A 24,907-nucleotide genomic window follows, 5' to 3' on the forward strand; every position below is an offset into this window, starting at 1 on the left:
GGAGTCTTAAATAATAAAAATTCTACTAATCTTTGCAAAAAATAAAATTTTTTATAAAAAACAAAGATTAGTAGAAAAAATTTTGTTTTTTTTTACAAAATTTTTAAAATTGGTACTAAATTATACCTGCCCCATATAAAACAAACATAATCACAACCACAAGAAGCACAGCAATCACAGCAAATAGGACGAACCATAAAACATAGGAAGGCAAGCCTCAAATTGTTGATTTTTCGGTAGCAACAATAATAATTTCTTCATCTTCATCAACACTTGATGTTGAAGCTGCTATTACCCTAGTTGCCTCATCGACACTGAGATCGCCAAGCCCAACGCTTAGACCACCTTGAAGATTATATCCGCCAAAACCACGTTTGGTATTGAATAATTCCTCATCGACCATCGCATTATGTTCATCTCAGTTCTGATCAAGTAATGCTTGATAAACGATCCCTTGAAATAATGGGATAATTGCTGGGAATTTATTAAGTGGGTAATTTCCTAGCGCTAAAAACTGCGGATAAATTTTAATTCAGGAATAATCAAGAACGATTTCGACAATCTGAGGAATTTCTTCATGGACAATTTTTTTGCCATGAGCTAGAACTAAAAGGGGACTTATATGGTGAAAATTATCATCATGGACTTCATAATTAATAATTTTTAGAAGGTAGTCAATTGAAAGATTTCTCTTGGCAAAAAGGTAACGACAAGCTGGACAATTTTTTGCTTCTAGTAAAAAAGCTCGGTATTTAAGGCAGAATTTACAGAAATAAACATGAACACAGGAGGGACAATTTTCATTATAAGGTAGTTTGTGGCCCTGACCAAACTGATATCTAACAAGCGCGCGGGAGTCAAAATATGGATAATAAGAAAGTTGGTAAATTTTCTCTTCAATATTAATATTTCTTTGTTTTAATAGTTCCTGGCAAGCAAGGCATTTTCTAGCTTCTTTATAAAAAGCGCGCAATTTGCTGCATTTTGGACAGAAAAAATTATGATTGCATGTCGGACAAGGAGAATTATAAGTTTGCTTTCAAATTAAAGAATATAAATTCTGATAATCATTTACACGTAATTCACTTAATTTTTTCTCAATATCAAAATTTTGGAGCCTAAATCTTTCAAGACAAGTTGGACAATTTTTAGCTTCTAATAAATAAGTTGCATATCGCTGACATCATAAACAATTTGCATTGTGATTGCATGCCTGACAAGAAATTTTTGAACCTAAATTTTCAAGGTGTTTTGTATATGAACCATAACGGAGCTCTAATAATTTGGCATCAACATTGAAATTTTTGGCTTTAAATTTCTCAAGACAAGCTGGACAATTTCTGGCTTCCAATAAATAAGTGCGGTATTTCTGACATCAAGGGCAAGTTGCATTGTGATTGCATGCATAACAATTGCTTAAATAAGGGTTTTTTAATAAAATATAAGGATAAGAAGGATGGGAAAGCTCAAAAATTTTCCTGTTTATATCAATATTTTTAAACTTGAATATTTCTAAACATTTAGGACAATTTCTGGCTTCTAATAAATAGGTGCGGTAGCGCTGACATCAAGAACATAAAGCATTATGACTGCAAGCCTTGCAGATCTGCGATTCTTTTTTTACTAAATTTTCTTTTTTTGATACTAAATTACTAGAACGAAGCTCTAATAATTTAGTATCAAGATCAAAGTTTTGCTCTTTAAATTTTAAAATACAAGCTGGACAATTTTTTGCTTCTAATAAATAAGTGCGGTATTTCTGACATCAAGGGCAAGTTGTATTATGAGAACAAGCTGAACATGAAGTTTTGAAAGAGCTAAACGAAGAGACTGAGTCGCAAAATTCAGAATGCTGATAAGCGATATCGGCTTCTTTTTCTCCAGCGACCTCGAGATCCGGACTATTAATTATACCATATTCCTTATGGTCTAAAACTTTTTTTTCAACTTTTTTTTCAATACCGACTTCAAATTCTTTTTCTTGGCCTTTTAAAATCAAAACTTCGGACGTAGAACTCACATTTTCAAGTATTTTTTCGTCAAATTGATCGGAAATTTGTTGGTTAAAGATTAAATTATCATCTTGATTTTCAAGTTTTTCTTCTAATTGAAAATCTTGATCCTGTTTGATTAAATTTGGGTTTTCAGGGTTAAAACTTTCAAAAAAATCATAAGCATCTGAGGGATTTTCTAGATTTTCTAATTCTAAATTTTCATCAGCTTTTTTGCCTTGTTGGGGAAAACTAGCCGAATCTAAAAGGATTTTTTCATTTTCACTGACTAATTCAGGTATTTTATTTTCTAGACTATCTTCTAAAATTTCGAGCTCAACAAGATGACAAGGACATTGATGACTTAGGGCTTCAGTTTCATTATCTTTTTGACAGATAGCACATTCAATTTTTTGATCGGCACCGTTTTGTTTGATCGCATAAAGAATTTCATCGATGGTTTTCTCATCCTCGGTAATGATTAATTCAGTTGCCTGTTTTTGATTCTCGCTATTTTTTAAAGGATTTTTTAAATTTTTATCGGATTTTTTTGTTTTTTCACTTGTTTGGGAAGCTGAATTATCAAAATCGGAAAATGTTTTAGCTAAAAATTCTTCACGCTGAGCCTGATTAAGCGATCTAAAGTTAATCGCTAAAGGAAAAGAGATTACCGATCCAAATTTATTCCCACGTAAAACTCAAAGTCGCACTGGAGTTTTCAGGCTTTCAATCTTAAGAAAAACATCAGTAAGTGAGTTAAAAATACCAACGGTTTCTTTTGCAAATTTAAGACGGTAATAGCAATCTTTTTCCTTGTGAAATTCATCACAAATTTCCGTTAAATAAAATCTTAAAGTTTTCGTTTTGTTCATTTTGTTTAGCGACTTCTTTTAATTATAAACTTAAAATAATTTAAATTATAGAATAAAATTGAAATTATATGACTAAAAAATAAAATTTTACGTTTTGCTTTTCAAAAATCTATTTAAATTGTACCATAAAACAGAAATAAAAATAACCTTATTTATTCAAAAAATTTTATAATTTTACATCTTACTAATTTTTTTAACACTTTTTTTGTTAATTTCAAGATTTTACTTAAATTTTAAAGGATTTTTTTAATTTTGCGTTAAAATTGTTAATAATTTTTTTCTTGTTTTTTCTTAGTTTTTCAACTTAATAGTTTATAATATAAAAAAAATAAAATTTTCAAAGGATAAAAAATGCAGCCAACCTACAAAAATAAAAAGTTTATTGATGATATTGATTTTTTAAATAAAACTGTAATTCTCCGTGTTGATTTTAATGTGCCGATCAAAAATGGAGAAATTAGTTCTATAAAAAGAATCATTGCAAGTCTTAAAACTATTAAAAAAATTGTAAATAATGGCGGTAAATTAGTGATTTTATCCCATCTTGGCCGGATAAAATCCAAAGAAGATCTCCCAAAAAAATCCCTTAGAATAGTAGCTGAAAAATTAGCTGAAATTTTAGGTCAGGAAATTAAATTTATCCCTGAAAACCGCGGTCCTAAAGTCGAAAATGCAATTAACCAACTTGAAAAAGGTGAGATTTTAGTACTTGAAAATACAAGATTTCAGGACCTAAATAATAAAGCTGAGTCCAAAAACGATGCTGAATTAGGCAGATATTGAGCCTCCCTTGGTGATGTTTTTATCAATGATGCCTTCGGAACTCTTCATCGGGCTCATGGATCAAATGTCGGAATTGCAACTTATATTAAAGAATCAGCAATTGGTTATTTAGTAAAAGAAGAATTAGATGCCCTTTCAAAACTAATTTTTTCCCCGCAAAGACCATTTTATGCAATTATCGGCGGGGCAAAAATATCCGATAAAATCGGGATAATTTCAACTTTATTAGAAAAAGCTGATAAAGTTTTAATCGGTGGCGGAATGGCTTATACTTTCAAAAAAGCACTTGGTTATAAAATTGGTCTTTCGATTTATGAAGATGACAAACTTGAACTTGCTGCTAGTCTAGTCAAAAAATATCCAGATAAATTAATTTTAGCCCTTGATGCGGCTCTAGCCCCAGAATTTGCCGATCTTGAACCTTTATATAATCAGGAAAATCCCCTTGAAATCCCTGATCATTTAGAAGGAATGGATATTGGCCCTTTAACAATTGAGTTATTCAAAGATCATCTAAAAGATGGAAAAACTATCCTTTGAAATGGAACTTTAGGCGTAGCCGAATTTAAAAATTTTGCCCGTGGAACCAAGGAAGTTGCCAAAATTATTGCCAATCTAAAAGATTGTTATAGTATCATTGGCGGGGGAGATTCAATCGCTGCAATTGAAGCCGAAGGTCTTAGTAATTCATTTTCCCATATTTCTACAGGCGGAGGTGCTTCAATTAGTTTTATTGAAAACGGTGATTTAATTGGTCTTGGCCCAATCCAGGAAAAAGACTAAAAGAGCTTTAAATTTAAAGGTTTTTTTAAATCACGCAGATTTAATAACTAATATTTTTCCTAATTTTTCTAAAAAATATTAGTTAATGAAATTTTTTTCATTTTATATCATTTATAATATAAAAAATGAAAAAAATTATGAATTAGTTTAAGATTTTGAAACTAACTTAATTTTATGAAAACCGTTTTTTTTGATGTAAAGATTGTTAAGTTATTAACAAAGACAGTGAAAATAATTCTAAAATTAGCACAGGAAAATCCACAGTTTTTCTACCAGGCTTTCTTAAAATCACTTGCATATCAAACCAAGGGCTGAATTTCTTTAAAAATTAATCAACAATTCATCTTTGATGTTGTTTTTTTCATTATTTGAAATTTAATTTCTGATATATATCAGAAAAATTATCAAGGATTAAAACTCATAAATTAAAAAAATTTAGAAATTTTTATATTTTTTTAAAATTTTTTTTAATTTCCTTACTTTTTTTAAAAAAATAGGCGATTATTTATTTATATCGATAAATAATCTAGAGAAAGGAAAATCTTATGGAAATTTTTAAAAGAAATTTTGTTTTCCTAAAACAAAATTTAAATTCAAAATCCGAAGTTTTTGAATTTATTGCCAGCAAGGCTTACAAACTGAAAATCGCTGAAAACAAAGAAGAAATTATCAAAGATCTGGAATTCCGCGAATCACAGATCTCAACCGGTCTTGAAGCAGGATTTGCAATCCCGCATGCTCAAAGTCAGGCAGTTTTGACCCCGAGTTTATTTTTTATCTCCCTTGAAAATGGAATTGAATGGGAAAATTTTGATAAAACTAAGGCAAAATATCTTTTCTGCATTTTGTTACCAAAAAAAGGTTTTGCAACTAGACAAGTTGAACTGCTTGCAAAAATTGCTAGCATAATTCTTGATCCTGAAATTAGTAAAGTTCTAACATCGGATGATCCAGATTTTGTCTTTAAAAATCTGGAAAAACATTTTCTTGAAAAATTAGTAGATAAAAATAGAGAAAATCAAGAAAATGTTAAAAATCTAAAAAAAGTTATCGGAATTACTTCTTGCACAGTTGGGATTGCTCATACTTATCTTGCAGCCGAAAAATTGGAAAATGCCTTGAAAAATAGTGGCTATTTTCCCAAAATTGAAACGCGCGGCTCGGCTGGTCCAAAAAATATTTTAACTAAAAATGATATAAAAACAGCAGAATTTGTTATAATTTCTTCCGATCTCGAGATTGATACAACTGCTTTTATTGGCAAAAAAGTTTATTTTTGCACAACAAAAGATGCAATCCATAAATCAGAAAAAATTATTGAACTAGCTCAAAAAGCCCCAATTTTAAAGGAAAATTTTCAAAAAACAGTCAATGAAGAAGCCAAAACAAGTCAAGGTAATTTCCTAAGACATATAATGGCTGGAATCTCTTATATGATTCCTTATATCATTTTTGGTGGAATTATGATTGCTTTATCCCTTGGAATTGGTAAGTCAATTTATGGGAATAACTCTATAGCTCCCAAAGGTGATTTTCTCTGGTGAATGTTCCAAATTGGTCTGATCTCCTTTCGATTAATGATCGGCGCTTTAGGTGCTTATATTGCCTATTCAATTTGTGGACGGGCCGGGCTTGCCCCTGGATTTATTGTCTCAACTGTGGCTAATTCAAATGATCTTTTCTATGGAATTGGTGGAATCGAGGTCAAAACGCCAATGGGATTTATTGGTGCAGTTTTATTTGGTTTTTTAGTCGGTTATAGTGTAAAATATCTTAATAGTCTAAAAATACAAAAATCACTTGCGGGTATTATGCCGATTTTTGTAATTCCGATCGGCGTAAGTCTTTTTTGGTCACTAATGGCAATCTTTATAATTGGGGCGCCGATCGGCTGAATTTTAGACAAATTTATTGAAGCACTCAAGTCGATTTTTCTTAAAAAAGATAGTCTTGGCCTCGGAATCGCCTTTCTCTTAGGGCTTTTACTTGGGTCAATGATTGGTTTTGATATGGGAGGTCCTATTAACAAAGTTGCTTATTTAAGCGCTACCGCGCTTGTTGCTAGTCAAATTTATGAGCCTATGGGAATGGTGGCAGCCGCTATTCCCGTTGCCCCTTTTGGAATGGGTCTTGCAACTCTTATCTGAAAGAAAAAGTTTTCCCAAAAGGAAAAATCCCTGGGAATTTCAGCATTTGTAATGGGGTTTATCGGGGTTTCCGAAGGAGCCATTCCCTTTGCGATTGTCGATCCAAAACGGGTAATTAGTGCTAATGTAATCGGATCAGCAATTGCTGGCGGTCTTAGTGGTATTCTTGCAGTAACTAATTCCGCCGGACACGGCGGGCCAATTGTTGCTATTTTAGGGGCAATTGGATCAGACAAGCACGGACTTGGTCTGGGAATCGCCTTTTTCTTGATTGCAATAATTATTGGTTCGCTAACCACGGCACTAATTTATGGTTTTAGTAAAAATCGTAGTATAAAAATTTTCACTTTTTGAAAAAAATTATGAAACCGAAACAAATAATTATGAAAATTAATAATAATAATAATAATAAAACAGTTTTTTTAGTAGTACTTGTAGTTGCACTTGTTTTGATTATTGCCGGAATTATAATGCTCATCTTTGGAATTCCGCAATATAAGGAATTTATTAGTCAAGTACTTAAACAAAATGCTAAACCAAGTCATAGCCCAATTTTTATTTATGGTGTTTTTTTACTGGTTTTAGCTATTCTACTTTTAATTTTAGATATTTTTATTGCAAATGATATCTGAAATAAGAAATTACAAGTAAAGGAGATTAATTAACCATGAAGATGGTGAAGATGGGGGGGTTAATTTATCAATTAACAAATCCACAGATTAAAGATAAAATTTGAGCCGGTGACCGACTTGATAAACAAATAAGAAAACGCGGAAAAATCGGCGAACTCTGACTAATTTCAGCAATCAGAGGTTCTGAATCACTAGTAGATGGCAGCTATCCGCTTTCGCTTTTTTATCAAGAAGTTCCGGAATTTTTTTGCAATTATCCAAAAAAAACCTACCCAAATCTCCATAAAATTATTGATGCGGGTCAACCTTTAAGTCTACAAGTTCACCCAGATGATCAATATGCCAAAAAAAAATATAACTCACTTGGTAAAAATGAAGCCTGATTTGTTATAACAAGAGGGAGAAAACCATTCCTGATTGGAGCAAAATCACTTGATTTTATCGAACATATGAACAAAATCACTAATGAAAATATTAATGATTATGTTAATTCTTATGCGCTTCAAAAAGGCGATCTTGCTTTTATCCCTGCCGGAACTATCCATTCGATTCCAGAAAAAAGTCTTGTCTATGAAATTCAACAAACAAGCGATATCACTTTTCGAATCTATGACTTTGACCGAGTTGATAAATATGGCAAAAAGCGAAAACTTCATCTTCAAGAAGCTAAAAAAGCAATAAAACCGGAGCTAAAACCTGTAATTGTCAAGAAAGACAGGGGAGTTGCGCGTCAATTATTACTTAAAAATGAGCATTTCCATCTAACTCGAATTGAAGTTGATCTTGAATATATTCTTCTTCCTAAAGAAGATGTCTATTGATATGAGGTTGTTATTCTTGAAGGTATTGGTATAATGGCAGGAACTAAATTCAAAAAATTTGATGCCTTTATTATCAGTGGGCATCTTAAAAAGCCGATTTTGTTTATCGCGATGAATGCAATTATTTTAATCAACGAAGTTAGATAAGAAGTTTAATTATACCATAAAAAAAGTTTTCTTAAAAAATGCAAGAAAACTTTTTTTTTTTTTTTTAAAAAAAAAAAAAAAAAAAAAAATTTACTATTATTATTTGGGTAATAAAAAAGACCCGTAATAAAATTACGGGCCCTAATCCTGAGTTTCCCAGTTTGATGGCGAAAATTCACTTTTTAGTGAATATGAATATGCAGAAATCGCCGTAAATCGGTGTTTTTTACCCGTAAAACCTTAATTTTTATTAATTACAATTAATTACAATTTTAAAGTAATTTTATGGTATAATTATAAATTATGAAAAAGCATAATTTGATTTTGTTTAATGTTTGAGGATCTTCAAAAGATAAAATATATAAATATGTTGGCTGAACACAAGGTTATGGGAAAGCTCCAAAACGTTGATTTAGTATAGGAAATGTGCAAACTTTGGAAAAAATTAATCCAAATGCTATTCAAATTATCAAAGAAAAATTGAAATTATTTTCAAATTTAGATGACAAAGATAAAATCAAGACAACTTTACTTGATTCTCTTAAAAATTCTGCCATAATCGAAGGTTCGGTTTTTATTGGTGGGGAATTAATTGAAAAACTTATTGAAAAGCACAATATTTTTGAATCACTTCCTAAAAGTAGACATAAAAATATGAGACAAATTTTTAACTACTTAATTTCAAAGCGAATTACTGATCCTGGTAGCATTATTAATGCTTTTGATAAAAAGGATGATTACTCAAATCAAATAAATACTTCCAAAAATAGCTTTTATAGACTCTTAGATCTTGTCTATGAATCACAAAATCAACTTTTAGATAGTCTTAACAAAATGGTTATAAGCGAGCTTGGAAAAAGGGACAATGAATTTTATTTTGATTCATCAACAGTCTATTTTGAGACATTTGAAAGAAATGGATTAAGAATTCCTGGCTATTCTAAAGATGCTAAATTCAAAGAAGATCAAATTGTCATTGCTTTAGCATGCGATAAAAATGGCATTCCTTTTCATATTAAAGTTTTTAAAGGAAATACAGCCGATTCTAGTACCCTAATCCCTTTTGTATTAGATATTGAATCTAAATATAATATCAAAAATATGACAATAATTGCTGACCGTGGCATGTCCACTGCTGCAAATATTCGATTTCTTGAATCAAAAGAATATAATTTCATTATTTCTTATCGTGCAAAGATAGGCAGTCAAAAATTTAAAAATTATTTATTAGATCCTAGCGATTATGTTGATCTAAATCCAGATTTTAAGTATAAAAAAGAAGAATTTTATTCATCTTATAAAAATAAAAGATACACTGAAAATATTAGAAGAAGAATTATTACTTACAGTAAAAAAAGAGCAATAAAAGACAGCAAGGCTCGCGAAGAACAAATCCAAAGTTTTATTAAAAAACAAAATAAAGATGGTTTTATTGAAGTAAACAAATTGTTTGGTAAAAAACCTAAATATTTTAGGGAAATTTCAAACATGAAATTTGAATTAGATCAAAGTAAAATTGACAAGGACAAACAATTTGATGGTTACTATGTCTATGAAACAAATATACTAAATTTAAATGTCTTAGACATAGTTGAAGAATACCAAAAACAGTGAAATATTGAAGCTAATTTTAGAAGTCTAAAAGGTTTATTGAATATTCGTCCTGTATTTTTAAGAATAGATGAGCATATCCTAGCTCATACATTTTTGTGCTTTATCTCATTAGTTATTTTAAAAACTATAATTTTTAAAATCAACAAACATATTAGTGATAACAAGTTATTCGCAAACAGTCAATTAACTGAAGTTGGTTTAGTAACGATGTTGCAAAAATTAAGACAAAGGGTTGAATTTAACACTTTAGATCAACAAATGATATTTAAAAATCGCGATGGTGTTCCTAGCGATCCCAATATTTGAAATAGGTATGATTTCTACTTTGATATCTTAATAAATCAGTAAAAAAATAGGTAATTAACTTTTGGCAAAAAACTTAAAAAAGCACGGAAAACCGGACACTTTTTTAAAATTATCTCATCAAACTGGGAAACTCGGAAAAAAAAAAAAAAAAAAATTTACTATTATTATTTGGGTAATAAAAAAGACCCGTAATAAAATTACGGGCCCTAATTTTCACTAATATGTAAAAAAAATTACAAAATATTTAACATATGAATTTGAATTATTTGGCTAATTTACTTTCTTTGCATAAACCCTAAAATAAATAGAAAAGTAAATTATAAACCATAATAATACTAAAATAAAATATTTAGAATAAAAAGAAAGGAGGATAAAAAATTTAAAATTTAGATTTAAAGAGAGGTTATTCTACTATTTTTTTAGAGATATTAAACTCTTTGAAAACATTATTAAAGGCGTTATTTGTAAATGCGATTGTTTTAACCTGTCAAGGAGCTACATTAAGATTGGCGACATCGTTAGAATCTCCTGTTCCGCGATAGAAGTCATAGATAACCGAAGAATTAATCACTGGAAGTCATAAAGTATTAGGACCTTGGATCTGCATTACCCCAACAAAACGTATATTACCGGAATTAAACATTTCTTCAGGGATAACAACTTTAAATTTAATCCATTTTTGCTTGTCTTTATCTTCGCTTGATTTTTCTGGGCGATCTTGCTCCTGGACTCTTAGCGCGGCTATTTGGTTATCATCATTTTGGAAAACAAGCCTTCAATCTTGTGTTTTGAAATTCGGCCCATTTTGGAAACCTAATGGTCCGTATTTTCATAAAGGTAAAGGAGCATTTGTTGTAAGGACAAATGTCCTTGTTTTTTGATCAAAGCTGGATTTAAGCGCTTGGAGAGCAAATCCTTCTCTGATCTTCTCCCAGGTAGGGGTCTGCCCCTGGGAATTCATATTGCTGTTTTCATTTTCTCAATTACCAAAAAACACTGTTGGCTTATAAAATTTCTCCTTTGAGCCGCTAATATTTGGCCATCATTGAGTAATATTTGGAGCAATTAGTTTTGTATTATCTTCAAGTTCCTTTACATCTTTAATAAAGACATCAGCAATGTTAGCAGTTATAACATTTGGCTGATTGGTAATGATATCTTTATCATACCAGAACGTGAGATATGCAGACCCCCAGTCAGCATAGTTATTATTAACTTGCTTCTGGATTACTTGTTTTAATTTTGCTCCAGATCCCCGATCTGAGCCTTCAGGTTCAACAAATAAATTAGTAATAAAATCACTTGAATTATATAAAGTAACCTTTCAAGGTTGATTTAAAACTAGGTTAAGATAATTTTCAGGTAGTTTTTGATTTGGATTTGGATATTCTTTTTGATCAGGATGAATATTTGTTCATCCCTTAGCAATTTTAGGGGATTTTTTCTCATATTCATTTAAATAGTTTTTAAATAAATCATATGATTTTAACAGTTTTTCTTCCCCTTTTTTATTTGAAGCATCCTTAATTTTTGCTAGTTCATTTCCAGGATCAAAAATTCTAATTGAAAGACCTAGTTTACCATGATATTCAGTGTTTTTAAGACCTAAAGCCTGAATAAAATCTTGCTTAAATCGCTTTTGACCGTTTGAGGAAGTTCCGCCCTTGAGTTGTTCTGAACCAATATAACCATCAAGGCCGGTTGATCAGGGAACACCAATTGATCGTTCAACCAAATATTTTGGTTTGATCATTATTATTTTATCAGAATAGTTAGAAAGATTAGTATTATTATCTCGTTTAAGAGCTATGAGTGCGGGGGTAAAAGTTTCGGGCTTAATATTTTTATTAAGTCTTTGGATTAGACCCGAGCCTTGATTACCCCCGCCTGGTTGTTGTTGTTGTTGTTGTTGTTGTTGAGAACTCACATTTCCTTTATTATTTAAATATTTATCTATATTTCTTCAGTCCTCATTAAAATAGAAAAAGGGATTATAATCAGCAAAAGTAATTGGTGTATTCATTAATCTTTTGATATTATTAGCTCTTAGAGAAAATTCTAATTGATGATCACCTGCTTCATTTTTGATTACTTTTAAATCTTCAATTTTATAATTTGGATCATTATTTACTAAATTTGATAAGGTAAGACGGTGAGCTTTTGTTAAAGGATTAAGAATATTAAACTCGTCTTTTGGATTATAGGTTTCCAGTTCTTCTTCTTTTCTAACAGCTTTCTTTTGTTGTTGTTGTTGTTGTTGTTGTTGTTGTTCAGTTTTTAGACCAAGCTCTCTTATTGTTTTAACTACCGGGCTAAGACGCAACATTTGCTGGTGAATCACCAAAGGAATACTTGCTAGTCATTTATCAGAAATATTTCCGCTGGCATCAACTGGTATTTGATCTTTGAATTTTAAGACAAACTTTGTCTTAGCCGCAAGCGGGGTTCTTGGATCATATTGCTCAACCCATTTAGTATCGAATACTTCGGGAGCAGCACTCATTTCTGGTGCTTTTTCAATTGTAGTATTAACAATTAATGACATTGTCTCATCTGATAAAACTCGAATAGTTTTTCCGTTGTCTTCAAGAGTTTTTGCTAATTTAAATTCAACGCGGAAACTAAGCTCTGAAACTTTCTCAACATTGATAATCTCGAATTCAATTTCTTTATCATTTTGTTGATAATATTGGATAAATTGATTCCCTAATAAAATTGCCAGTTTTTGTTTTAAAAGACCTGCTTCTTGATTATCTAGGCTCTTATTTCCTTGTTTTGAATCATCTTGTCCTTCTTGGTCTAAATCAGCTTCTTCTTGGAAATTAGTACTAAAATAAGGGGACTCGATTATTGAACCAAAAGTTGAGACATTTACATTTTGGCTTTGCCCGTTTTGATTTAATTTACCTTCAAATCAATCTTTTTCGGGACTTGAACTAATTTGGGGAATTACTGGTTTTTTAAGTTTATCATGAATTAAAGTATAGCCATCATTATTTAGTTTTTTAGGTAGTGGTTTTTCTTTTTGTTTATGTTGAACTGCTAAGGAAGTTGCTAATTTTTGGAAAACCCCAAATCTTTCAGTATCAAGATAAAAACTTTGAAGACCTAAAGGTGCATTTTCAACTGCTTGATTAAGTTGATCAATTGTATCTGCTTCTAATTTGGATTTCCCTGAGGTTTTAAGATAAATTGTTCTACTTGAAGAACGAATTACTTCTTGATTAAACTTGCCAGCATTATCATCAAAACCGATTGCATAATGGAATTTTAATTGATAAACATCAGCTCCTACTTTTTCTTTTACTTTTGGATCTAGCTCAGCTATTTCTTCAAAAATAATAGTTGACTTTGCCCCTGAATCTTGATAATAATTTCAGTTATTAGAAAGAGCAGCTGAGGTATAAAAAGCAGTTAAAAGCTCTTGTAAATTGGAAATTTGTCTAAATTTAGCATCTAAATTATTTTTTGGTTTAACTTTAAGTTTATCACCTAGATAAGTCCAATAAAGATTATCGCGAGTTTTGTTAATTCAAGATTCTTGAAGATCTTTTAAAAGTTTATACTGAAGCCTGTTATTTTGATCAAATTCGTTTTCATCACCAATGATTTTTTCCCAGATTTTAGTACTAAACTGGGCTAACTGATCCTGATTAGATAGATTTTGATCTTTAAATTGGCTAATAATTTCTTGTTCTCAAGGGCTATTAGAGTTTTGAGAACTACCAATATTTGAACTATTTTTTCTTAATTCTTTTGGTAAAAATAAAGGAAGACCAAATTCTGGGGCTTTAATTTCACCATCATAATAATTATTAAAATCAAGTAAAGATAATTTGAAATTATCTTTTTGACTAAATAAAGGTGTTTTAATCCTAATATTCTTAAGATCTTCAAGATTGAAATCAGAAGGAAGATTTTCATATCCTTCAAATTGAAGACCCGCTTTTTGTCCTAATTTTACTAATTCGTGGATTGTTTGTTTTGGATCAAGACCTAATAAATAACGGTAATATCCAAAAAGTGATCATTTATTTTGGAAAGCAGGAGAAGCACTTGAATAAATCTGCCAGTATTTATTTTTTTCGGTTTTATCTAGAACAAATTTTGCATTTTCTATATCTCTAGAGCTTGGAATTCTTGGATTTACTTCAAAAAGTTGTTCTTTTAATCTTAAAGAAATATTATAAGTATGTCTATTGGATAAAAGTTTGGCTAATTTGGTATAATCTTTGGCCTTAATTAGTTCTTGAATTTGTGATTTTGCTAGATAATAACGTTGATTTTGGACATCCTTTATCATATAAGGTTTATCCGGACTTGAACCTAAACCGGCCTTTTCTTGCTGATATTGAATCGGGGAATTCTCAGGAAGTCTTTCAGTAATATTATCATCTTCTTCAAGACCATCTTGATTATTTATTGCTTTTAAATTCTCATCTTTTTGCTGGCTAAATTCTTTAAGACCCTTTTTCGCTTTTTCTTTTTCCAAACTTGCTCTTTGCTCTCTTCGGGCTTGTTCAAGTTCTTCATTAACACCTGGATATAAAAGTCCAAAAGCTTTTTCGATTTCAACATCACGGAAGTTATCTAATTTAAAAGTTACTTCTTTTTCGAATAAAGTTTTAATATTAGGTTCTTGATCACCTAAAATTGAAGATTTAAGACTAATTTTGATTGGTAATTCAATGAATAATTTTTTTGTAATTGAACTTTGTTTAATTTTTGCTTTTGAAACTAAAAAAGTATAATCAAGATGACTGGCTAAATCATCAAAAAGAAAATTATATTTTCCTAATGAAAACCGAAGATTACGAGCTAAAGTTGCATTAACTAAATCTTTAATTGAATTAGGTTTAGAAACTAATTCCTGAAGTTGGGAATAAAAACTTAGAGCATCATATTCATATAAACTAAATTTCTCAATTCTTGGTTTTTGCTGATCTTTTTTAAATTTAACCCGATCTTTTAAAGATCTCTCACTAGCAGGGACAGGTTTAACTTGGGAATTACTAGTAATTGTCTCTGATTGGCCTCCAAAATAATCAGAGACATCTAAAAGATCAACATCTAATTGATCTTTTAGATCATTTTCATTAGCAAATAAACTAGTTCCATTACTTGCTTTTAAATCGATACTACTTAAGAAAGTCTCATCTTTGTATTTATAGTCTTTTAAAATGGTTTTAGCCTGAGGACTAAATTCGGTTCGAAGATAAAGTCTGACGGTTTTTTGATCTTGATTAAGATCACTAGCTCATTCTTTTCCATTTTGCGGATTTCTAATAAAAGAATAAACAAAAGGATCAACTAAATTGCCTTTTTCAAAACTAAAATCGGCTGTCTGCAAACGAATATTTGCTTTTAGAGCTTCAAGATCAAAGAATTTTTCAAGATAAACTCAAAGTTCGTCCTGATTTTTAAACTGATTAAGTTTTGCTATAAAATCACTTGAACGGGTCAGTGCAAGCGGCTTTATTGATTGAGCAGAAAAATTAGATAAAGGATGGATAATTAAATTATTAAAATTTTTATCAACGATATAAGAATATTGACCCAGGGCCGCTTTGGGCATATCAAGTGGTAAAAGATAAATAAATTTAGTTGCTGATTGAGCTATATTTCCATCTTCAAGTTTTTCTTTTAGATGAAATCCAAGACGAAAACGTTCTTTATCATCCTCGGGGCTAAATTCCGAGATAACCACCTGATATTTTTTCGGGATCTCCAAAACGGTTCTCCCATTATTAGTCAAAAAGTCAAATTTTGAGACAAAATCAGTAAATTCTGAACTTTTTGGATCAAAGGTTTTCCAATTTAAAAGTGCTTTTTTAACACTTTGATAATCGCTTGTAAAATTTGCAATCGAAGGTTTAAATGCAACAGAATCAATCAGTCCTAATTGAGATATTACTCCTTGAGTTGGATTTACACCCCGATATTTAACTTTTGAAGCCAAGCCAACAACTGTCCCAAAAACAGTTGAACCAATAATTGCCGCCGCTGTGGCTAATAGTAATGTTGATTTTTTGTTTTTCATAAAAAACCTCCGGGTTTTTCTAAAATTTTTCCTTTTTGTCTCTTTGTATAAATTATAATATAAATTTAAAAATTTTTATCTAATTTTTACTAAATTTTTTTTAAACTAAATTTTCCTTAAAATTTTCTAAGAATAATTCTTAAAATATTGATCCATAAAGGCTTTGCGCACATTTAGTCTTGCTTTATCATTTAAGAGTTTATCGCCTTTAAATACCGCAAACCCTTTAAAGGTCATACCCACTCGGTCTTGGGGATTAGAAGCTTGTGGGGTTGTATCACCGATCTGTCCATAGTCAAATCCTCTACCTAAAACAGAAGCTAGCTCGGTTTCTCAGTTTGTATCCTGGTTTTGGTATTTATTTTTATCTTTGATCTTAATTTCGGATTTTCAAACTTTTAGTTTGCTATCTTCTCTTTCTTGTTGTTCAGGAATTATCGTAATTGTTGCACTTTCATCATCAATTCTTATTTCCATTAATCAAGTTTGACCAAGATAATGTTCAAGTGGTTCGATCTGATTTGGTTTAGTTTGTCTAATATCTAAATTGAAGGTCTCAGCTTCTTTATTTTGGCTATTTTCTTTAGTTTGAGGCGATGAAGATGCACCTGGTTTTGAATCTTCTAAAAGAATAATCTCAGTTGATTTATGTCTAGGAAGATCGGCTACTTGTGGAGGTAAGATCTTATCATCATTAACTGGTTTTGCCCCGATTAGTTTTCAGACTAATTTAAGGTTTTCTTGGTATTTGGTTTTTACTAGTTCAAGATTAGAGAGTCCATATAAAGATTTAAAATGAACATTGGTTGTTGATAAAAGTTTATAGTTTCTTCCTGGAGCTGTCTTTGATCCTTTTATTCCTAAAATTTGTTCAGGTTTAAATGCTAAATATAAAACTCCTTTAGTAAGTGCAGTTTTTCTTAGAGCTTCTTTGGATGCTTGGAAAGTATAAGGATCATTTTTTTGATAGTCATACACAAGTGAAGATTTAAGTCTTAGACCCTGACTTGATTCTTCTGATAAAGGTAGATTATCAAAAAGTTTATGTACCCGATAGGAAGATTTAGTATTATTAATTGAATTAATTGCCGAAACAAATTGCCTTCCTTGAAGATATGGCTTGTCCCCTGTATCTTGTTTATATTCAAGACCGGAAGTTCCATCAAGGAAAATATCAGGAGCATAACGAAGTGATTTTTCAAGGGCAATATTAGTTGCTGATATACCATGTAATTGGAAAAGGGATGCAGCTACTTGAATATTTTCCTTATCAAGTACCCGGAATATAACATTATATGTTCTTTGGGGCGTATTATATCATCTACTAAGTGATAATTTCTGATCTGGGCCAACTTTAAAAGTTTCAAAAATATCAAGATATTTAACAAGATAATCACCAAAGGCTAATTTTTCAGGTTCAATTTCTTTTTCTGTTTGTTCATTGGTTTGATCTTTTTGATCATCTTGAAAAGTTGTTATTTTATGAGTTTGGTATGAAGCTGAAGATGATGCTGCTTGTTGGCTTTGACCTTGTCCAGAATTTGCCTGATTTGTCTGGGAATTTTGAGCAGTATTTTGTGTCCCTGAAGACTCATTAGTATTTGAAGGACTAGTTTCTGAGCTAGTTTGTTTATCTTTTTCTTGGTTTTGAGTTTGAGTTTCAGTTTTTTGCTCAGGGCTTTGAGAATGTTTTTGTTGGTCTTGTTCTTTTTTATCTTCTTGTTTTTCTTGTTGTTTTTGGTTTTGTTTATCTTCTTGTTTTTCCTGTGGTTTTTGGTTTTGTTTATCTTCTTGTTTTTCCTGTGGTTTTTCGTCCTGCTCTGGTTTTTTCTCTTCTTCTAGTGGGGGAAGAACTTCTTCTTTTGGCGGGAGTTTTACAATGGTTATTTCACTAATTGGATTAAGTTTTTCTTGAAGATATTTTTTTGAGGCCTGTTTTTCTTCTTGACTTAGCTCAAAATATTTATCAAGTTTAGCTTGAGCAAAAATCTTGTCAATGTCTGTTGAATAAATTTGGTATTGATTATTTTTATTAATTCCAACTCTGTGGAAATTACCAACTAATTTTTCAAGTTCTTGTTGAATTGGATTACCTTTAATATCAATATCAATTGGATAAGTTCAACCCTTTAATTCATAAGCTGAATAACGAATTTCTGAACTAAATATTGAATTTGCAGCTGCAGCTCCAACTTTAAGATCTAAAGATTTCCCTTGCTCGACTAGTTTTTTACCTTGTTTGTCAAATTCAACATAGTCGCCTATCTCTCCGGCGTCGATATATTGTTTATTTTTTGAATCTACTTCTAATTTAAGATTAGCTAAAGGACTAATTTTTAAATTAAGGCGGATTTTATTTGCATCAATTACATCACCTGCTTGAATCTGACCTGTTTTTTTAGCAAGATCAAACTCTAATTTATAATTTTCATAAGATGATCTTTTATTTCTAAGATCAAACCAAAAATTAATATTATCAGGAAGAATTACTTTTTGGTTTTGATCTTTTAAAAGTGTTCTATAATTTCAACCATGAATTTTTAGAATTTCTTTTAGCTCTGTTTTTGCTTGATCCTCTAAATTAATTGGTTTTTCCTCAGGTTTTGCTTCTGGTTTTGCCTGGGATTTTGTCTTTGGGTTTGTCTCCGGGTTTGCTTGCTCTTGGGTCGCCTTTGTCTCCGAACTAGATTCATTAGAAGAATTACTTGCCTCTGAGGTCTTCGCAGTACTATGTGAGGATTCAGTTTGAGGACTTGCCATTTGTTGGGCCCCATTAGAAGATTGATTATTTGTTGAAGTAGAACCTTGCTCGGTATTAGAATTTGTTGTTGGTGCTGGTGTTTTTGGTGGTGTCTCTGGTGAAGCTTGAATTGTTGCTACATTGTTTTTGCCAGAATCAGAACTTTTACTTTTCTGAGGGCTTTGGCTTGTCTGGCTTGGTTTATAAAGTTCCTCTAAGAATTTTTCTACTTCATTTTGCCCACGAAGTTGATCAAATTTTTCCCTTGAAAAACTTCAAATTACTTCCTGAATTTTTTTTCGCGGATTTTTTCTTAGATATTCATTAATCTGAGGTCTTATAGTTAAATAAGCATTCTGGTTTCTAAATATCTGGCTAAATACTTTATCTTTGATCTCGCCAATTGAAGCAAGCCCGTTTATTGGCAGGATTAGATTTTTTTCCTTCCTATTTTTATCTAATAATTTAAGATGAATTGATGCTGTTCCTGCCTGGTCATCTATATCAAGTTTTATTAATGATTTATCAGAAGAAACTGGTAATAAAGTATATTCATTTGGTAATAAGCCTTGAAGTCCGGAAGCCGCTAGTAATTTAAGGCCACCAAAATCTTTTAGTGTCTCAAGTAATGCTTGATTTAATTTTTCATTTTCAAATACTAATTTTTTCACAGGCTCAATAACTGGGGCTGCAACTTTTGGTGCCTCAGCTGGTTTTTCTTGAGCTGGCTTTTCTTGAGCTGACTTTTCTTGAGCTGGTTTTTCTGCTTCTTTAGGCTTCTCTTGCTTTTGATCTTGTTTTTGTTCTGAGCCTTGAGTGCTTTGCTGATCTTTTCCTTTTTCCTTTTCGGACTTAGATTCCTTTTCTGAGCTTTGACTTGTTTGCGCGGTTTGATCTGTTGAACCTGAGGAACTTCCACCACTGGATCCCCCAGATCCTCCAGATCCGCCCTCTTGTTGTTGTTGTTGTTGAAACTCAGTAATTGAATTAGTTAGTGCTCTAACTTGGATAGTTTTTGTTTCTTGAAAACTTTCTGGGGAAGTTTTTCTTAGATGAGTTAGTAAAACATCTTGGAATTTAATAGAAAAAGCTGAAGGTAGAACTATTTCGGTAGCAAAATTTTTCTTTAATTGATCTTTATCAAGTTCGTAAGTTGAAGATTCAGCAACGAAATTTTCGATAAAATCCTCTTTTGCAACACTTGAAAACCCACTAAGACTTGTATGAAAAGCTCGAGTAGCTACTTCTTTTTTTGTAATTGCATCAAAAACAAAAACAGTTAAATTTCTAATTGAATTACCTTCAACTTTAGTATTATCATTAACCTGAACATTAAAAAATAGATGCGCGAATTTCTTATCGATTTTGGAAAAATCGATTGCATCTGTTAATTTAAAGGCATATAAAGGATTTTTATGGAGTTCAAAAGCTTGACCAGCTGATATTTTACTTCAGTTTTCTTTTAAGCTAAAATTACTGATTATCTTGGATAATTCAGTATCATTTATTGGTGACAATAATTCAGTTGCAGATTTATCATTTTTAAATTGATTAAGATAAGAGGATCTAAGCGCTGAATTTTGAACAGCCAGACCCACTCCCGCGGTTATCCCAATAAAACTAAGACCTGCTAGAACGATTATTGCTTTGTTGCGAATTTGTTTCTTCATAATGTTAAAATTATACCAAAAAGATTTAAAATTTTTTTATTTTTATTTTAATTATTTTTTCGAATTTGGAATTCTATTTAAATTATAAATTATTTTTTAAAATTTATATTCAAAAAGTTTTTAATTTTTTCGTTTTTTAGTAAGTCGTTACCTAAATTTTTTAGCTATTGAACTAAAAAATTTATCCAAAAAAACTAATCCAAATTAGTTGTTTTTTTAACCAAAAATATGAAAAACAATCTATTTTTCCTTATTTTTTCCTTTTTTTTTAAATTTTTTAAACTTTTTTCTTAATATTTTTTGAATCCGCCAGCAATCCGAAAAAGTGAATAAGAGTTTATAAGCAACAAAACTGATAACACAATTACAAAAACCAGATAAGAAAAAAAATATGAACTAACTAGCGTAATAGCGGTTGTAATAATTGAAAAAATGCTAGAAAAAATAATTCTTGCTGCTAGTTGAATTCCATTTTGGAAATGGAATTTCTCTTTTGTAAATAAATTATAACTTAAACTATAAAAAGAAGGCAAAAATAATGAAAATAAAACTTGAACAAATATAATAATTATAATATAACTATAAAATTGGAAATGCATATTGGCGCTTTTAGGGATTATAAGTCAAATAAGATGGACTAAAATTAAAGGAAAAATTAGAAAATTAATATTAAAAATCTTACCTTTTTTATTTGAAAGTCAAAAATTTATAAGAGTTCCAATAACAGCGGCAAAAGAAAAAGCGATATTCAAATAAGGTCCTCAAATTTGAAAATCATAATAAATTAAATTTTTTTGATCTAAATTTATTCCTGAATTAATGTATTTAAAAAATTGCGCAAATCCTGATAATTTCGGAATCATAATTATTGAAATTACAAGTGATCCTGAAAAAATAAACAACCACTTATAAAAATTGATTTTTGGGTAATTATGAATTACTTTTTTAGGTTTTTCATCTAACATACTAAATTCGATTTTTTGGGAATTTAGTTTTAAAGAATAATATAAAAATCCTGAAACTAAATAAGTAAATAAATTAAAAATTATCATTCAGTAAAATTCTAACTTTGTATATAAAAAAAGTCCAAAAATAGCCGAAAGCAAAAATCCCATACTAGTTGCAAAAGTAGACAAAATATTAATATTTACCATTTGTTTCTGATTTTGGGCTAAAAAATAGACAATATTTTTTAGATAAATAAAACGAAAAGAGTGAATAAAACCTAATAAAGTGTTAAAAAAAATCAAAATTATTGAAAACTGATAAGTTTTAATATCTAAACCAAAGAAAAAAATAATAAGTAAAATTCCAAGGACAAGCGCACTAAAAAGATCAGAAATTAGAAGAATTAACTTATCATTTTCTCAGCGTTTTACAATTTTTGTACTAAATAAATAAACTATTAAACTTGGTAGTTGAATTAAAAGATACAAAATTGTTACTAGTCAAAAATCTCCAGTAATTTTATAAATATAAAGCGAGGATGAAAATTTAAAAGCTTCCGAGCCAACCAAGGAAAAATTTAATGAACTTGTATATTTACAGGCGTTTTTAATGAAATTTGTCATTAATTTCCTTGCAAATTCATAATAAATAGAAAAAATTTTTTAATAAAATTTTTGAATTATTGCTATGAATTTTTGAAGCCGGAATTGATAGGGTAATTGAATTTTGATTCTGAAAATTGGTAATATCAGTAGAACCTGATCCAAAAAAGGGTCTAAATTCAAGCCCGTTTTCATCAAAAAGATTTTTTACTTTTTCATAAATATCGGAATTATAAGCCATAAAAGGATCGGCAACTCTTATTTTTACCCCCTCAACATCCCAATTTTCATCTTCGCTAACATCTAAATTAATCAAAAATTTGTAATTTTCAACTTCTTGAATTAGCTCCTTGTCCTTTGTGCCCTGAAGTTGAATTTCTTCTTTTGTTGTTAAAACGATATTTGCATCTGAGATAAAATCAACAAGTGTTTTTAGTACTAAATTGGAAATTTTATTATCGTGATTTCGGGCCCAAATTACAAATTTTGCCACCTTCAATTTATTTTTTGGCAGAATTTGGTAAATTTCTTTGTGATTAATTTTATCACAAAGTAAATTTGGGCGGTTAATTTTTCGTTGTTTTTCATCAGAAAAAATTAAATTATCCATTTTTTGGCAGAAAATTTGCCCGGTTTTTTCACCATTTTTATCAAAAACCTCAAAAATTCCACTTTCTCAATAAGGGCTTCCCTGATTAAAAACTTCTCCGTTTATAACAATTCCGCCAACTTCGTCAGTATGTGCAATAAATAAGGTATTTTTTTTGGGGTTATTAAGTGAAAAAGTTCCACCTTTTGTGGATTTAGTGATTTTTCCTATAAGAATTTTTTTGATAAAAGGTTCTTCAAAACCCGTCAAGGAGGGAAAATTTAGAAAATCTGTCAGTGATTTGTTTATTTTTGCAATGTTTTTTTGGATTTTATCAAAAAACATTGCAAGATCATAAATACTTTTTGTATTTTTGATATAGTCAAAAAATCCGTAGATAAAATCTTTTAGATCTGGCAAAACATTGGTTAAATACTTATCTAATTTTTTAACATCAAAGTGAATTTCGAGCATTCGATCATAGTTATAATATAAATAAATAAAAAAAGAATTTCAGCTACTTACCAAAAATTCTTTTTTATGGAGGGAATATTCTAATAAATTTTTATTTCTAAATTTATTTCAAAACATCACCAAATCGGCTATTATTGAAGTCATTTTTTGATGGCTATTATGAGGATAGACATCATCTAGGACATAAGTCATCATTAGAATTTTTTTAAAAAATGCCGATTCTACCGATGTTTTTCAAATATTCTCCCACTCTGTTTTTTCTAAAAATTCTTCTGGAATTGTTTCTAGTAAAATAAATTCAACATTTATGTTGTTAATTTTTAGAATTTTTAAATTTTCATCAACTCGAATGGGAACAGCAAATTTTTCTGCTAGTAAAAAAGTGATAAATTTTTGCCTTCAAATTAAAGGCCCATTCAAAAAACCAAAGTCTAAATCATTTGGAACGCGCTCGATTAACTTTTTAGACCAGTGAATATAACTTCCTTTGAGGAAAATTCTTAAATTTAGACCTTCTTTTTTGTTAAATTCCTGCAAATATGCAGCAATTATTTTGATCGTTTCTGTCATTTTAGGGGAGAATTTCCTTGTCAGTTTCTCTCGGGATTAGTTGAACTTCGCGTATATCATTTTTTCCAATTAAAAATAGCATCAATCTTTCCATTCCTAAACCAAATCCAGAAGTAATCATCGGAGTTTTTTCTTTCATTTCTAAATATCATTTATAATTTTGTGGGTTATTTTTGTGGTTTAAAAGGGATTTTAATGTTTCATTATAATCAAAACACCTTTCACCACTTCCAACTATTTCTCCGATTCCCATTAATAAATCTGAATTAATCGCAAAACCATCTTTACTTTTTTGATAAAAAGGTACATTAATTTCTGGAAAATTATCTAACCATAAAATTTTATCAGAAAAATAATTAATTAAAAATTTTTCACCTTTTGAATTTATATTTAAAAGTAGTTCGGTTCGATCGATGCCTTCTTTAAATTTTTCATCTAATATTTTTATAGCATTTGTAAATAATAAATTATATTGATCAAAGTTTAGTCACTTCAAAAGTCTTGGTACATTATTTTCATTAAAATAATTTAGTTCAGCGGAATGTGTTTTAACTAAATTTTTAACTAAATATTTTAGATAATTTATAATCATTTTTTTTGTTTCAACTAATGGTTTTTTTGTTTCAATCTCAAAATGATTAAATTGATGTAAATGTCTTTCATCAACATTTTCGCCACGAAATGTTGGGGCAATATATCCGACTGATTCAACATTTTTTGTTCTTAAAAATAATTCCAAATGAAATTGCATGCTGTCTGCTAAATAAAACTCAAAATTCGGATTATTTTTCGAAATAACTTTATAAGGTAGTGAATCACTTCCGAGCCCCATAGGACTTGAAATACTTTGTGTTGTTATTGGACAATTTACTATTTTTACATTGTTATCGCGCATTCACTTGTATGTTAAAAAATTAATTTCTGAATAAATTGTTAATATTTTGGCATAACTTTCACTTGATATGTGCTTTATAAAATCATGCTTAAAATTCTTAAAATTCACAGTTATTGAGTTTCCTTTTTTATATTTTTTTGCGTAGTAAGGAAATTCTAACAAAATTTTTAGTTTTTTAAAACAAAAGCAAAATTTTTAAAATTTTTTTCATAAATTAGTATCAAACTTAATTATTAAAAAATAATTTTTAATTAAAAAAAATTAAGATTTAAGATTTTAAATT

The 24,907-nt window shown here is 29.8% G+C and carries 12 protein-coding genes; 6 read left to right on the forward strand and 6 right to left on the reverse strand.

From position 1 onward, the window contains the following. Positions 1-115: 115 nt before the first annotated feature. Complete coding sequence (locus tag MHJ_RS02600) at positions 116-2,863, reverse strand: hypothetical protein (protein WP_044284682.1); 2,748 nt, start codon at positions 2,861-2,863, stop codon at positions 116-118. A 351-nt stretch (positions 2,864-3,214) separates the two neighbouring features. Between MHJ_RS02600 and MHJ_RS02605 the strand changes: the two genes are divergently transcribed. From MHJ_RS02605 to MHJ_RS02630, 6 genes are all read left to right on the forward strand, one after another. Beyond that, on the forward strand, positions 3,215-4,429 hold the full coding sequence (locus MHJ_RS02605; protein ID WP_011284237.1) for a phosphoglycerate kinase: 1,215 nt from the start codon (positions 3,215-3,217) through the stop codon (positions 4,427-4,429). A gap of 174 nt (positions 4,430-4,603) precedes the next feature. Beyond that, the gene (locus MHJ_RS02610) at positions 4,604-4,858 is read left to right on the forward strand and encodes a hypothetical protein (RefSeq protein WP_011284238.1); all 255 of its coding nucleotides are present in this window, start codon (positions 4,604-4,606) and stop codon (positions 4,856-4,858) included. A 116-nt stretch (positions 4,859-4,974) separates the two neighbouring features. Next, positions 4,975-6,957, forward strand: coding sequence for a PTS fructose transporter subunit IIABC (locus MHJ_RS02615; protein ID WP_011284239.1), 1,983 nt, complete (start codon positions 4,975-4,977; stop codon positions 6,955-6,957). A gap of 2 nt (positions 6,958-6,959) precedes the next feature. Then, positions 6,960-7,241 carry a polysulfide reductase NrfD gene (locus MHJ_RS02620; protein ID WP_020835810.1) on the forward strand — a complete coding sequence of 94 codons (282 nt, stop codon included), beginning with the start codon at positions 6,960-6,962 and terminating at the stop codon, positions 7,239-7,241. A gap of 2 nt (positions 7,242-7,243) precedes the next feature. Next, complete coding sequence (locus MHJ_RS02625; protein ID WP_044284683.1) at positions 7,244-8,176, forward strand: type I phosphomannose isomerase catalytic subunit; 933 nt, start codon at positions 7,244-7,246, stop codon at positions 8,174-8,176. A 303-nt stretch (positions 8,177-8,479) separates the two neighbouring features. After that, a complete protein-coding gene (locus tag MHJ_RS02630) occupies positions 8,480-10,138 on the forward strand; it encodes an IS1634-like element ISMhp1 family transposase (RefSeq protein ID WP_011284242.1) in 1,659 nt (552 codons plus the stop codon). A gap of 361 nt (positions 10,139-10,499) precedes the next feature. On the opposite strand, the gene p216 is transcribed toward MHJ_RS02630, so the two are convergent. From p216 to MHJ_RS02655, 5 genes are all read right to left on the reverse strand, one after another. Next, on the reverse strand, positions 10,500-16,136 hold the full coding sequence (gene p216 / locus MHJ_RS02635) for a P97 family cilium adhesin P216 (protein WP_011284243.1): 5,637 nt from the start codon (positions 16,134-16,136) through the stop codon (positions 10,500-10,502). Between the two features lie 126 nt (positions 16,137-16,262). Then, positions 16,263-20,546 carry a P110/LppT family adhesin N-terminal domain gene (locus tag MHJ_RS02640; protein WP_011284244.1) on the reverse strand — a complete coding sequence of 1,428 codons (4,284 nt, stop codon included), beginning with the start codon at positions 20,544-20,546 and terminating at the stop codon, positions 16,263-16,265. Between the two features lie 290 nt (positions 20,547-20,836). After that, positions 20,837-22,117 (reverse strand): MFS transporter, encoded by a 1,281-nt coding sequence (locus tag MHJ_RS02645; RefSeq protein ID WP_044284684.1) that lies wholly within the window; start codon positions 22,115-22,117, stop codon positions 20,837-20,839. Continuing rightward, a complete protein-coding gene (locus MHJ_RS02650) occupies positions 22,101-23,729 on the reverse strand; it encodes a hypothetical protein (protein WP_011284246.1) in 1,629 nt (542 codons plus the stop codon). Before MHJ_RS02650 ends, MHJ_RS02645 begins: the two co-directional genes overlap by 17 nt. 1 nt (position 23,730) lies before the next feature. Further along, positions 23,731-24,786, reverse strand: a complete 1,056-nt coding sequence (locus tag MHJ_RS02655) for an asparagine synthetase A (RefSeq protein WP_011206331.1) — start codon at positions 24,784-24,786, stop codon at positions 23,731-23,733. Positions 24,787-24,907: the final 121 nt, after the last annotated feature.

Source organism: Mesomycoplasma hyopneumoniae J, from assembly GCF_000008205.1.
Lineage (GTDB): Bacteria > Bacillota_I > Bacilli_A > Mycoplasmatales > Metamycoplasmataceae > Mesomycoplasma > Mesomycoplasma hyopneumoniae.